The sequence below is a fragment of the Stenotrophomonas lactitubi genome, assembly GCF_002803515.1.
GTDB lineage: Bacteria > Pseudomonadota > Gammaproteobacteria > Xanthomonadales > Xanthomonadaceae > Stenotrophomonas > Stenotrophomonas lactitubi.
The window spans coordinates 2,412,849-2,425,795 of the sequence record NZ_PHQX01000001.1; the positions used below are offsets into that span (position 1 = coordinate 2,412,849).

The 12,947-nt window shown below is 65.5% G+C and carries 15 protein-coding genes; 8 read left to right on the forward strand and 7 right to left on the reverse strand.

All coding sequences use genetic code 11. From position 1 onward, the window contains the following. Nucleotides 1–41: 41 nt before the first annotated feature. The 6 genes from zipA to CR156_RS11405 all read right to left on the reverse strand — a co-directional run bounded on the left by zipA (nucleotide 42) and on the right by CR156_RS11405 (nucleotide 6,727). Nucleotides 42–779 (reverse strand): cell division protein ZipA, encoded by a 738-nt coding sequence (zipA, locus tag CR156_RS11380; protein ID WP_100552946.1) that lies wholly within the window; start codon nucleotides 777–779, stop codon nucleotides 42–44. A 46-nt stretch (nucleotides 780–825) separates the two neighbouring features. After that, a complete protein-coding gene (gene smc / locus CR156_RS11385; RefSeq protein ID WP_100552947.1) occupies nucleotides 826–4,329 on the reverse strand; it encodes a chromosome segregation protein SMC in 3,504 nt (1,167 codons plus the stop codon). A 402-nt stretch (nucleotides 4,330–4,731) separates the two neighbouring features. Beyond that, a complete protein-coding gene (gene rplI / locus CR156_RS11390; protein ID WP_099820764.1) occupies nucleotides 4,732–5,184 on the reverse strand; it encodes a 50S ribosomal protein L9 in 453 nt (150 codons plus the stop codon). A 105-nt stretch (nucleotides 5,185–5,289) separates the two neighbouring features. Further along, nucleotides 5,290–5,520, reverse strand: a complete 231-nt coding sequence (gene rpsR, locus CR156_RS11395; protein ID WP_002804494.1) for a 30S ribosomal protein S18 — start codon at nucleotides 5,518–5,520, stop codon at nucleotides 5,290–5,292. A gap of 11 nt (nucleotides 5,521–5,531) precedes the next feature. Next, nucleotides 5,532–5,969, reverse strand: coding sequence for a 30S ribosomal protein S6 (gene rpsF, locus CR156_RS11400; protein WP_025876882.1), 438 nt, complete (start codon nucleotides 5,967–5,969; stop codon nucleotides 5,532–5,534). Between the two features lie 212 nt (nucleotides 5,970–6,181). After that, nucleotides 6,182–6,727 carry a CbrC family protein gene (locus CR156_RS11405; protein ID WP_100552948.1) on the reverse strand — a complete coding sequence of 182 codons (546 nt, stop codon included), beginning with the start codon at nucleotides 6,725–6,727 and terminating at the stop codon, nucleotides 6,182–6,184. A 29-nt stretch (nucleotides 6,728–6,756) separates the two neighbouring features. Here CR156_RS11405 and CR156_RS11410 point away from each other — a divergent pair, with 29 nt between their 5' ends. Next, entirely contained in the window at nucleotides 6,757–6,990 is a 234-nt protein-coding gene (locus CR156_RS11410; protein WP_100552949.1) for a hypothetical protein, read from the forward strand. 61 nt (nucleotides 6,991–7,051) lie between these two features. Here the strand turns inward: CR156_RS11410 and CR156_RS11415 are convergent, their stop codons facing one another. Further along, complete coding sequence (locus CR156_RS11415; RefSeq protein WP_033831500.1) at nucleotides 7,052–7,390, reverse strand: HesB/IscA family protein; 339 nt, start codon at nucleotides 7,388–7,390, stop codon at nucleotides 7,052–7,054. A gap of 130 nt (nucleotides 7,391–7,520) precedes the next feature. Between CR156_RS11415 and asnS the strand changes: the two genes are divergently transcribed. The 7 genes from asnS to kynU all read left to right on the forward strand — a co-directional run bounded on the left by asnS (nucleotide 7,521) and on the right by kynU (nucleotide 12,942). Then, nucleotides 7,521–8,915, forward strand: coding sequence for an asparagine--tRNA ligase (gene asnS, locus CR156_RS11420; RefSeq protein WP_099820767.1), 1,395 nt, complete (start codon nucleotides 7,521–7,523; stop codon nucleotides 8,913–8,915). Between the two features lie 33 nt (nucleotides 8,916–8,948). Continuing rightward, on the forward strand, nucleotides 8,949–9,248 hold the full coding sequence (locus tag CR156_RS11425) for a hypothetical protein (RefSeq protein WP_006376524.1): 300 nt from the start codon (nucleotides 8,949–8,951) through the stop codon (nucleotides 9,246–9,248). 7 nt (nucleotides 9,249–9,255) lie between these two features. Next, entirely contained in the window at nucleotides 9,256–9,570 is a 315-nt protein-coding gene (locus tag CR156_RS11430; RefSeq protein WP_089236105.1) for a hypothetical protein, read from the forward strand. Between the two features lie 9 nt (nucleotides 9,571–9,579). Next, complete coding sequence (locus CR156_RS11435; protein WP_100552950.1) at nucleotides 9,580–10,218, forward strand: FMN-binding negative transcriptional regulator; 639 nt, start codon at nucleotides 9,580–9,582, stop codon at nucleotides 10,216–10,218. A 74-nt stretch (nucleotides 10,219–10,292) separates the two neighbouring features. Further along, entirely contained in the window at nucleotides 10,293–10,955 is a 663-nt protein-coding gene (can, locus tag CR156_RS11440; RefSeq protein ID WP_089236107.1) for a carbonate dehydratase, read from the forward strand. Nucleotides 10,956–10,978: 23 nt separating this feature from the next. Next, nucleotides 10,979–11,500 (forward strand): 3-hydroxyanthranilate 3,4-dioxygenase, encoded by a 522-nt coding sequence (locus CR156_RS11445; protein WP_089236108.1) that lies wholly within the window; start codon nucleotides 10,979–10,981, stop codon nucleotides 11,498–11,500. Nucleotides 11,501–11,667: 167 nt separating this feature from the next. Further along, nucleotides 11,668–12,942 (forward strand): kynureninase, encoded by a 1,275-nt coding sequence (kynU, locus tag CR156_RS11450; RefSeq protein WP_100552951.1) that lies wholly within the window; start codon nucleotides 11,668–11,670, stop codon nucleotides 12,940–12,942. Nucleotides 12,943–12,947: the final 5 nt, after the last annotated feature.

The window sequence follows — 12,947 nt, forward strand, 5'->3', positions numbered from 1 at the left end:
TGGGTGCCGACCGTTGGTCGGCACGCCAGGACCTGCTGCGCTTACCAGCGCGGGGTCTTTGTCAGCGGCGGGGCCTGGTGCTGGCGGTCATAGGCGCGCAGCTCATCACGGATATGGGCGATGCGCTGGCGACCGAGCGCGTTGCGGCCGTCATCCAGTACTACACCATCCAGCAGCTCGGCCATGCGCTGCACGGTCGGCAGCATCTTCTCCCAGGCATCCAGCGCGGTCAGCGGCGCCGGCAGGGTCAGGAAGAAGGCGATGGCCGGGGTTTCCATGGCGCGGATGTTGCCCATGTCGAAGCTGCCCGGCTTCATGATGCTGGCCATCGAGAAGATCGGGCCGCGCTCGGGATGACCCTCGACCAGTCGGTGGAAGACATTCATATGGCCAAATACCAGGCCGGTCTTCTCCGCTGCCACGACGATGTCTTCGCCACGCAACTGTTCGCCGGCGCGGGCGGCCACGAACAGCGAAACGATCTTGTCGAAATCCTGGGTCGCGCGCTTGCCCAGGTCGCTGGCCGCGCCATCGACGTCGGGCAGTCCCAGTTCGGCCTGCTCGACCGCATCGCCCATGCCAGGCTCGACGCGGGCATCGGCCACAGGCACGCCATCCTCGCCCAGCACCGGCTCGCGGCGCTCGCCGCTTGCCGGCTCGGCGCTGTCCAGACGACGGCCCTGGGGCTTCTTCTTGGGACGGCCAAACAGGAAGATCGCAGCGACCAACAGCAGGCCGGCGGCCAGGATGCCGATGCGCAACAGTGCCGTGTCGGACATTCGTTAGGTTCTCCGGCTAGTTCATTCAGGTAACTAGGATGGCACGTCAGGCCGCGCCCGCCAATCGCGCGGCTTCTTCCAGGTCCACGCTGACCAGGCGGCTGACGCCCGGTTCGCGCATCGTCACGCCCGACAACTGGTGCGCCGCTTCCATCGTGGCCTTGTTGTGGCTGACGAACAGGAACTGCACCTTCTCGCTCATTTCCTTGACCATATTGGCCAGGCGGCCGACGTTGGCTTCATCCAGCGGCGCGTCCACCTCGTCCAGCAGGCAGAACGGCGCCGGGTTGAGCTGGAAGATCGCAAACACCAGCGCCACGGCGGTCATCGCCTTTTCGCCACCGGACAGCAGCGAGATGCTCGACACCCGCTTGCCCGGGGGGCGCGCCATGATGGTCACACCGGTGTCGAGAAGGTCTTCACCGGTCAGTTCCAGGTAGGCGTGGCCACCACCGAACAGGCGCGGATACAGCGCCTGCACACCGGCGTTGACCCGATCGAAGGTGTCCTTGAAACGGCCGCGGGTCTCGCGGTCGATCTTGCGGATCGCATCTTCCAGGGTCTCCAGCGCCGTGGTCAGATCCATGTGCTGGGCATCCAGATATTCCGAGCGCTGCGATGCTTCGCCATATTCGTGGATCGCGGCGAGGTTGACCGGCTCCAGCCGGCGCATGCGGCCATCGATCTGGTGCACGGCTTGTTCCCAGTCGCCCAGGCGCGCCTCTTCGGGCAGCGTGTTGATCACATCCTGCAGCACGAAACCGGCCTTCTCCACTGCGCCCTGCAGGGTTTCGGCACTGAGCACCAATGCCTGCTGGTCCAGCTTGCGCTGCGAAATACGCTCGCGCTGGGACAACGCCTGCTCGTCGCGCTGGTGGCGGGTCTGCTCGTAATTGCGCAGCTCGGCGTCGATGCCATCCAGCAGCGTGCGCGCCTCGGTCAGCACGCGATCGGCACGCACACGCTCTTCCAACGCGTTCTGGTGCTCTGCCTGCAGCGACTCGACCGGTGTATCGCCTTCGTCCAGCTGCGAATGCAGTTCGCCCAGGCGCGAATCAAGCTGGCCACGCTGGGTGCTCATGCGTTCCAGTGCCTGGCTCAACGAGGCCACCTGGGCACGCTGCGATTCCAGGGTCAGCGCCAACGCATGCGAACGCTCGCGTACCGCACGGGCGGCGTCGCGGGCCAGATCGCGCGCCTCGGTCAACTGACGGCGTTCGCCCTCCAGACCCTGCCGGTTCGACTCCAGGTCGCCCATGCTGTTGACCGCATTCTCCAGCCGCGAACGCGCTTCACGCGCCTGCTCGCGATTGATGTCCAGGGTCTCCAGCAACTGGCTGAGCTCGCCTTCGATGCGGTCGATGCGTGTGCGTGCGGCCTCGACCTTGCCCTGCTGGCCCTGCAGCTGGCCCGCCAGTTCGGATACCGCGCGGTGCGCCAGGTACAGCGCCCGCTGCGCATCCTCGCGCTGCTGTTCGGCGGCCAACAGATGCTCACGGAAACCGGCCAGCTGTTCTTCCAGTTCGGCTTCGCGCGACTGCAGCTGCTCGATCTGCTCGCGCAGTTCATTGATTTCGCGTTCGCGCAGCAGCGCACCCTGCTTGGCGGCGCCGGAGCGCGATACGCGCACCCAGCCCTCGCCCAGACGTTCACCGCCCTGGGTGATGATGGAATCGCCCTCAGGCAGGTTGGCCTGCAGCGCATTGGCTTCGGCCAGGTCGCGCGCGCCGTGCAGGCGCGCAAGCAGGCGACGGATCGGTGCCGGGCCACGCACGCGCGCAGCCAGCGACGTCGGCGCGACCTTCAGGTCCGCGCCGTCATTGGCGACCAGTGCGATGCGGCCTTCGCCCAGCTCGCCCAATGCATCGACCAGGCTGGCGGGGTCATCGACCAGAACGCCTTCGATCAATTGGCCGAGGGCGCTTTCCACCGCGTTTTCCCAACCCGCATCGACATCCAGACGCTCGCCCACGCGCGCGGCCGAATCCAGGCCACGCGACTTCAGCCAGGCCACCGCCGCGCCCTGCTCCTGGCCGAGTGCGGCCTGCTGCAGGGTTTCCAGCGAGGACAGGCGACCGCGCAGACCATTGACCTGCTTGCGCAGTTCGGCCAGTTCGTTCTGGCCGCTGCGCTGCTGCTCCTGCACCGCGGCAACACCGTGCTTGCGCTCCTCGACCTGTTCGGTCAGTTCATCCAGCGCGGTCTTCTGCGTGTCGTGCTGCAGATGCAGTTGTTCGAAGACTTCATCCAACGCATCCACGTCCAGGCCTGCGCGCTCGGCTGCCAGCGCTTCGCGGCGACGGTCGGCGTCAAGGATCTGCTTGTCCAGGTAGTCCACGCGGGTGCGCTCGACCTCGCCGGCACGCGAGGCTTCCGAACTCTGCGAAGTGTGCTGCTCCCAACGTTGCTGCCAATCGGACAGCCGCGTTTCGGCCTCACGCAGGCCTTCCTGCTTGATCTCGTTCTCTTCCTGCAGTTCTTCCAGCTGCGGGGTGGCCGCATCAACTGCCTCGCGCAGCACCATCAGCTTGGCTTCGTCACCACTGATGTGCTGGCCCAGTTCGGCCAGCGCCTGGCGGGTTTCATCGCGCGCCTTGTGCAGGCGCTGCGACAGTTCGCGCTGGTGCTGGATCTGCTGTTCGAGACGGGCCAGCGTGCTGCCCACCTGGTAGACCTCGGCCTGCGCGGCATTGAGCGAATCGGCGGCCTCCTCGCGACGCACGCGCGAGGTCTCGATCCGCGCCTCGGCGTCACGCTGATCGGCGATCAGTTGCTGCAGCTTGGTTTCTTCCTGCGACAACCCTTCGCGCAGCTTGGACAGGCGACCGTCCAGTCCGCGGTACTCCAACGCCTTCCACTCCGCATCCTTGACCCGGCGCTCTTCCTGCAGCGCCTGGTACTGCTCGGCCTGTTTGGCCTGCCGCTTGAGGTGTTCGAGTTGCTTGGTGATTTCCTCGCGCAGATCGCCAAGGCGGTCCAGGTTCTCGCGGGTGTGGCGGATGCGGGTTTCGGTTTCCTTGCGGCGCTCCTTGTACTTGGAGATGCCGGCGGCCTCTTCCAGGTACACGCGCAGGTCTTCCGGGCGCGCCTCGATGATCTGGCTGATCATGCCCTGCTCGATGATCGAGTAGCTGCGCGGGCCCAGGCCGGTACCGAGGAACAGGTCGGTGATGTCGCGGCGGCGGCACTTGGTGCCGTTGAGGTAGTAGTTGCTGCTGCCGTCACGGCTGACGGTGCGCTTGACCGAGATCTCGTTGAACGAGGCGTACTCGCCGGAAATCGTGTGATCCGAGTTGTCGAAGATCAGCTCGACGGTGGCCTGCGAAACCGGCTTGCGGGCATTGGAACCGGAGAAGATCACGTCGGTAAGCGAGTCACCACGCAGGCGGCTGGCCGAACTTTCGCCCATGACCCAGCGCACCGCGTCGATGATGTTCGACTTGCCGCAGCCATTGGGGCCCACCACGCCGGTCATGTTGGTCGGCAGGTGCAGCGTGGTCGGATCGACGAAGGACTTGAAGCCGGACAGCTTGATCGTGGAAAGACGCATGGCGTGATTGGGTTCCGGGCAAGGGCCTTACGGCCGCCACCATAGTGGATGTCAGGTCAGCCAGCACCTCAAGCCATTGATTTCAAAAGAATTCAACAAGGCCAAGGGTGACGCAATGGGATGAGTATAGCGGGGCGAATGTTCCACGGGCGGGATGACCGGGGGAGGAAGCTCCGCGCTCACGCCCGCTCCTGCTCTCCGGCGTCGCCGCAGGCCGCCCGGGACACCTACCCGTGTCCGGAAAATGAGAGCAACGTGTTGATATTCATGGATTCATCCTGAATCCGCCGGCACATGCGTCACCCGCCAAGCACCGGCCCGGCCGGGTCGCCTTCGCCCAAAACAAAAACGGGCACCCTTGCGGGCGCCCGTTCTGGTGATACCAGGCCTTGCGGCGTGGGATCAGGCCTTTTCGGCTTCAACCACGACCTTGACGGTGGTCTCGACGTCCGCGTGCAGGTGCACCAGGACTTCGTACTCGCCAATGTTGCGGAAGGCGCCTTCGCCCAAGATGACTTCGCTCTTGCTCAGCGGCAGGCCGGCAGCGGTGAAGGCATCGGCGATTTCGCGGGCGCCGACCGAGCCGTACAGCTTGCCTTCGGTCGAAGCGTTGGCGGCGACGGTCACGCTCGCGCCTTCCAGCTTGGCCTTGCGGGCTTCAGCGTCGGCGTGGATGGACTGGGCCTTGGCTTCGTATTCGGCGCGCTTGGCTTCGAACTCGGCCTTGTTGCTCTCGGTGGCCGGAACGGCCTTGCCCTGCGGCACGAGGAAGTTACGGCCGTAGCCCGGCTTCACGTCGACCAGGTCGCCGAGGTTGCCGAGGTTGGTGACTTTCTGCAGGAGGATCAGCTGCATGGTATTGCTCCAGATAAGTTATTCGTTAGCGAGGCGCGGGCCCCGCAACAAAGGCTGTCCGAATAGCTGGCACAGCGGGGGCAGCGCGAAGCTGCCCCGCCGGCATCAGACGTCGTGGTTGTCGGTGTACGGAATCAGGGCCAGGAAGCGAGCGCGCTTGACCGCGGTCGCCAGCTGACGCTGGTACTTCGACTTGGTACCGGTGACGCGGCTCGGCACGATCTTGCCGTTCTCGGTCAGGTACTGGCGCAGGGTGTTGAGATCCTTGTAATCGATCTCCTTGACACCTTCGGCCGTGAACTTGCAGAACTTGCGGCGACGGAAGAACTTGGACATGTCAGTGCTCCTTAGGCGGCCGAAGCGGCGTCGTCGCCGGCATCGTTGTCAGCGGCGGGGGTGGTTTCGCCTTCTTCGTCATCACGACGACGACGCTCACCACGCTCGGGCTTGTCGCCCTTCTCGTCCTTGCTCTTCATGATCAGCGACTGCTCGGTGTCAGCCTCGTCACGCTTGATGACCAGGTTGCGCAGCACGGCGTCGTTGAAGCGGAAGCTCTCGGTCAGTTCGGTCAGAACGGCCTGGTCGACTTCGATGTTCAGCAGCACGTAGTGCGCCTTCACCAGGTTCTGGATCGGGTACGCCAGCTGGCGACGGCCCCAGTCTTCCAGACGGTGGATGGTGCCGTTGCCGTTCTCGACCAGCGACTTGTAGCGCTCGATCATGGCCGGGACCTGCTCGCTCTGGTCCGGGTGGACCATGAACACGATTTCGTAATGACGACTCATGTTTTTCTACCTTTCGGATGTGGCCTTGCGGCCGGACAGCCCCCCGCCGTTGATACCGCGGTGGGGCAAGGGATCCTGCCAGGGAGGCAGGAAGCTGCGCATTATGGCGCAGATGGGGGGCGTGAACAAGGCACGGACCTTCAGGGGCCAATGTGGGGCCGCAGGCAGCGCCCCGAAATCCAACCAATTTCCTTGAAATTCAACAACCTGAACTACGCCAGATCAACATGAAGCCGGTGCTGGCCACACTCCAGGCACTGGAACAGGCAACCGACCATCTGCCCCTCGCGTGTCAGGTGCTGCAGCACCCAGCCGGCATCACGCGGGTTGACCGCCGCCACGTCGGGCCGGACCTCCTCCAGGATCGGCGTCAGGTCATCGCTGCCGGCATAGCCCAAGAACGCACAAGGAGTATTGCAGTGGGTCAGCCAGACCGGCTGCTGCCAGGAGAAGTAACCCGGGGTACGCTCGCAGATCTCCAGCAACTGCTCGCGGGGAATGGTCGGTGGCGGATCGGCCGGGTCCGGCGACACGCCCTCGATGTCGCTCCAGCCGATGAAATCGCCCTGGAAACGTTCAACCGCCCGGCCGTTGGCGATGCACCAGGGACACAGATAGCCCGGCGCATCGCCGGCACAATAGAACGTGCACAGGTAGCGCAGCGCCCGCGGCTCGCCACAGCAATCGCAGACACCCGCTACCTCCTCGAAGGAGATCGCGTAGGCGTTGGGAGAATAAGCAAAAACCGGTCGTTCCATCCGTGGATCCTCTGCGCTAACGTCCAGCCATGGACCGCCTCACACGAATCCGACACTGGATCAACCGCGACAATGGCCGCCTGTTCCGTGTGGGCAACGGCCCGATCAGCGGCGCTACGGCCTTGGGCTTTCTGAGCTTGGTGGCGGCACTGCTGATGCATCTTCTGCACGACGCCACAGGGCTGCCAAGCGCCTATGCAGCGGCCTGCCTGATGACAGGCGGCGCGTTGTTGGCCTGGGATACCTGGCGCAACCGCCGCTGACCAAGGCATGGGGCGCCCCAACGTCCGTGCCGACCAAGGTCGGCATCTACCCAATCGGGGCTCAGGCCTTGTCGGCGTCGGTGGTGAAGCTCTCGCCGCAGCCGCACTCGGCGGTGGCATTCGGGTTGCTGAACGTGAAGGTCTCGCTCAGGCCGTGCTTGCCGAAGTCGATCACGGTGCCGTCCACCAAGGCCAGGCTCTTGGCGTCGACGTAGATCTTCACCCCGTCCTGGTCGAACACGGTGTCGTCCGCGCGCTCGTCGCGGGCCAGGTCGGTGATGTGGCCCCAGCCCGAGCAGCCGGTCTTGGTCACGCCAAAACGCAGGCCCAGCGCGCCGGGGGTCTGGGCGACGAAGCGCTGCACGCGCTCGAAGGCAATAGGGGTCAGGCTGACAGCCATGGTGGATCACTCCAGAGGTACCGGGACATTATAGGGAGCCGATGACCGCAGAAATGCCTCGCAAGCAGAACGCTGCAACCGGTAAACTCCCGTGTTCAGAGATCGAGTCGATCAGCAGAGGATTCAAGTCATGACGGTGGTCAGCGTTGAACATGCGCTTGCCGGGAAGATCCCGGAAGGTGGCGAAGTCACGGTACGCGGTTGGGTGCGCACGGTGCGCGGTTCAGCAAATCTGGCTTTCGTGAATGTGACCGACGGCTCCTGCTTCGCCCCGATCCAGGTCGTGGCCGGCGACGCGCTGGCCAACTTCGACGAAATCAAGCGCCTGACCACCGGCTGCTCGCTGGTGGCCACCGGCACCCTGGTGAAGTCGCAGGGCAAGGGCCAGTCGTTTGAGATCCAGGCCAGCGCGGTCGAGGTGGTCGGCTGGGTCGAAGACCCGCTCACTTATCCGATCCAGCCCAAGCCGATGACGCCGGAGTTCCTGCGTGAAGTGGCGCACCTGCGCCCGCGCACCAACCTGTTCGGCGCGGTCACCCGCATCCGCAACTGCCTGGCCCAGGCCGTGCACCGCTTCTTCCACGAGAACGGCTTCAACTGGATCAGCACCCCGATCATCACCACCTCCGATGCCGAAGGCGCCGGCCAGATGTTCCGCGTGTCCACCCTGGACATGGTGAACCTGCCGCGTGATGCCCAGGGCGGGATCGACTTCAGCCGCGACTTCTTCGGCAAGGAGACCTTCCTGACCGTGTCCGGCCAGCTGAACGTCGAGGCTTACTGCCTGGCGCTGAGCAAGGTGTACACCTTCGGCCCGACCTTCCGCGCCGAGAACAGCCACACCACTCGCCATCTGGCGGAGTTCTGGATGATCGAGCCGGAAATCGCCTTCGCCGACCTGGCTGAAGACGCACGCCTGGCCGAAGAATTCCTGAAGTACCTGTTCCGCGCGGTGCTCAACGAGCGCGGCGACGACCTGGCCTTCATCGCTGAGCGCGTGGACAAGAACGCGATCACCAAGCTGGAAGACTTCATCAACGCGCCGTTCGAGCGCATCGACTACACCGATGCGGTCGCCCTGCTGCAGAAGTCCGGCAAGAAGTTCGACTTCCCGGTCGAATGGGGCCTGGACCTGCAGACCGAGCACGAGCGCTGGCTGACCGAGGAACACGTCGGCCGCCCGGTGGTGGTGACCAACTACCCCGAGCACATCAAGGCCTTCTACATGCGCCTGAACGATGACGGCAGGACCGTCGCCGCGATGGACGTGCTGGCCCCGGGCATCGGCGAGATCATCGGCGGCAGCCAGCGCGAAGAGCGTCTGGATGTGCTGGATGCACGCATGGCGCAGTTCGGCCTGGATCGCGAGCATTACAGCTGGTACCGCGATTTCCGCCGCTACGGCTCGGTACCGCACGCCGGTTTCGGCCTGGGCTTCGAGCGCCTGGTGGTCTACGTCTGCGGCCTGTCCAACATCCGCGATGCGATCCCCTACCCGCGCGCCCCGGGCAGCGCGGACTTCTAAGCCCACACGCACGACCACGGAGGTACTGCCCCCATGACCCTGTTCTTCGCCCTGTGTTTCGTCGGCGTTGCAGTGGCCGGGTTCAGTGCCTTCGTGATTTTCTGGCCGCTGACCCTGGTGCATGTGCGCGATCGCCATCCGGCGCTGGCGCAGCGCTTCGGTAGTGGCGCCTTCCTCAAGCCCGACGCGCTGGGCTGGCTGCTGCGGCGCGAATACCGCACCCAGCCGGACCGGTCGCTGTCCGGGCTGGCGACGCCCGCCTGGGTATCGCTGCTGACCCTGCTGGCTGGACTGGGCATGGCTGCCCTGCTCTGGCTGGCCTCGCTCTGGTAATACACACATGAACGACCTTTCCCACGTCCGTGACAGCTGGTGGCTGGCCAGCCTCGGCAACACCCTGATCTGGGCACGCCTGCGCATCCGCGAGGCCGGCACCGCCGAAGTGCTCGACAGCGATGGCAATACGCTGAGCTACGACAGCGAGGACACCGCCCGCTCGCAGCTGTTCGACGCCGAGTTCGTCGAGTACGAAGGCCTGGACGAAGAAGATGCGCTGGTGCGCGGATTCTCGCTGCATGAAGTGCAGCCACCGCAGGCGGGCAGCGACGAAGGCCTGCGCGGGCGCATGGTGCAGTCACTCGGCAGCCGCGCCTGAGGCCAACCGATGTTCACCCCGCGCGCTTTCGCACAGACCGACCTGCAGTGGCTGGATCGCCTGTTGGCGCGTGATCCATTCGTCACCGTGCTCACCGCCGGTGGCGACGGCTTGCCGGAGCTGACCCGATTGCCGGTGCTGTACCAGCGCGACGGCGACCACATCGAGCTGCGCGGCCACTGGGCTCGTGCCAACCCGCAGGCACGCCACAGTGGTGCGGCCAAGGTACTGGTGGACGGGCCGCATGGCTATGTATCGGCCAGCTGGTACCCGGACAAGGAGCCTGCCGCGCGGGTGCCTACCTGGAACTACGCCGCTGCCGAGCTGCGCGGCCAGTTGCAGCCGTTCGACGATACCGACGCCCTGGCCCAGCTGGTCAGCGATACCGGCGACCGCTTCGAAGCCAGCGTCGGCCAGGACTGGCGGTTCGAACCCGAGCGTGACGACCACCGCCGCCAGCTGCGCGGCATCGTCGGCTTCCGCTTCACCGTCGAACAGGTGCAGCTGACGCTGAAGCTGAGCCAGAACCACCCCGAGGCCAACCAGCAGGCAGTGATGGCCGAACTGGAACGCCTGGACAATCCACATTCCACCGAACTGGCGCAGTGGATGCGCCGGTATCGCGACGAAGCCGCCGCAGGCAGCTGAGCGCCCTGTTTCCGGCGACGACGCGACCAGAACGGCCGCGCCTTGCCCCCCACCCGACGTCAGGGACCCCGAACATGAAAGACATCCACAAGCTGCTGCAGAACAACCGCGAATGGGCAGACCGGATCGAGAAGGAAGATCCCGACTTCTTCCATCAGCTGGCCAAGCAGCAGCACCCGGAATACCTGTGGATTGGCTGCTCCGACTCGCGCGTGCCGGCCAACCAGATCATCGGCATGGCCCCGGGTGAGGTGTTCGTGCATCGCAACGTGGCCAACGTGGTGGTGCACACCGACCTGAACTGCCTCAGCGTGATCCAGTACGCCGTGGACCAGCTGAAGGTGAAGCACATCCTGATCGTCGGTCACTACGGCTGCGGCGGCGTGCACGCCAGCTTGAACAACACGCGGGTGGGCCTGGCCGACAACTGGCTGCGCCATGTCGGTGACGTCGCACAGAAGCATGCCGCGATCATGGATGCGATCGAGGAGCCGGAGCTGAAGCATGCACGCCTGTGCGAACTGAACGTGATCGAGCAGGTGGTCAACGCCTGCCGCTCGACAATCGTGCAGGACGCCTGGGCACGCGGCCAGAAGCTGATGGTGCACGGCTGGGTGTACAGCCTGAAGGATGGCCGCGTGCGCGAAATGGGTATCGACGTGGGCGCACCGGAAGACCTGCAGCCTGCATATGAGAAGGCCCTGTCCTACGTTCCGCGCCGCGGCCGCCGCGACTGACCCTCCCTCCCACGGACACTCCCATGCTTGCCTCCCCCATCAACCTGCTGGGCTGGATCGAGGAAAACCGGCATCTGTTGAAGCCGCCGGTCGGCAACAAGATGATCGACAACGGCGATTTCATCGTGATGGTGGTCGGCGGGCCGAACAGCCGCACCGATTTCCACTACGACGAAGGCCCGGAGTGGTTCTATCAGCTGGAAGGCGAAATGGTGCTGAAGGTGCAGGAGGATGGCGCGGTGCGCGATATTCCGATCCGCGCTGGCGAAATCTTCCTGCTGCCGGGCAAGGTGCCGCACTCACCGCGGCGCCCACCCGGCGGCGTCGGCCTGGTGGTGGAACGCAAGCGCCTGCCGCATGAGCGCGACGGCGTGATCTGGCATTGCGAGCGCTGCAACCACAAGCTGTACGAAGAGTACTTCACGCTGCAGAACATCGAGACCGACCTGCCGAAGGTATTCGCGCGCTACCAGGCCAGCCTGGAACTCCGTACCTGCAGCGAGTGTGGCCACGTGGATCCGTTGCCGGCACCAGCGACGGCCTGACAGCGCCACCGCGCTGGTAGATGCCCACCTTGGTGGGCACTCGGTCGCACGTGCGCCAACCAAGGTTGGCGACTACCGCATCATGCGGTGCTGGTGTTGGGTTGGCAGGCACCGGGTCATGCCCCAGGCGCTACACTGGCAGTCCCGTTGCAGCCTGTTGCCCGACCATGTCCGACCTGCTCAGCCGCACCCACGCCATTGCCCTTGATGCCGCCGATCCGCTGCGGCCGCTGCGGCAGGAATTCCTGATTCCGCGCCACGGTGGTGGTGAGCAGACCTACTTCGTCGGCAACTCGCTGGGCCTGCAACCGCGCGGCGCGCAGGCGGCGGTGCAGGAAGTGATGAAGCAGTGGGGCGAACTGGCGGTGGAAGGCCACTTCACCGGGCCGACCCAATGGCTGTCGTACCACCGTCTGGTCAGCGCGCAGCTGGCACGCGTCGTCGGCGCACTGCCCAGCGAAGTGGTGGCGATGAACACGCTGAGCGTGAACCTGCACCTGATGATGGTCAGCTTCTACCGGCCCACGGCCGAACGCCCGGTGATCCTGATGGAAGCCGGCGCGTTCCCGACCGACCGCCATGCGGTGGAAGCACAGATCCGCTTCCATGGCTTCGACCCGGCCGACTGTCTGGTGGAAGTGCAGCCGGATGAAGCCAACGGCACGATCTCGATGGCCGCGATCGAACGCGCGATCGCCGCGCACGGTCCGCGCCTGGCGCTGGTGTTGTGGCCTGGCGTGCAGTACCGCAGCGGCCAGGCCTTCGACCTGGATGCGATCACCCGCGCGGCACGCCTGCAGGGCGCGCGCATCGGCTTCGACCTGGCGCACTCGGTCGGCAACCTTCCGCTGCACCTGCATGACGTCGCCCCGGACTTCGCCGTGTGGTGCCACTACAAATACCTCAACAGCGGCCCGGGCGCCGTGGCCGGTGCCTTTGTGCACGAACGCCATCATCGCGACACCACGTTGCCGCGCTTTGCCGGCTGGTGGGGCCATGACGAAGCCACCCGCTTCCAGATGGCGCCGCAGTTCCAGCCCGCAGTCGGCGCCGAGGGCTGGCAGCTGAGCAATCCGCCGATCCTCGGCCTGGCGCCGCTGCGTGCGTCGCTGGACCTGTTCGAACGTGCCGGCATGGACTCGCTGCGCAGCAAGTCGCTGGCACTGACCGGCATGCTCGACGCACTGGTGCGCGCGCGCCTGCCGCAGGTACTCGAAATCGTCACCCCGGCCGAACCCGAGCGCCGCGGCTGCCAGCTGTCGCTGCGGGTGATCGGCGGCCGCGAGCGCGGACGCGCCCTGTTCGAGCATCTACGCGCCATCGGCGTGCTGGGTGACTGGCGCGAGCCGGACGTGATCCGCATCTCGCCCACCCCGCTCTACAACCGTTACCTGGACGTGCACCACTTCGTCGAGGAAGTGGAAGCCTGGGCCGGCCTGTAAGCCGC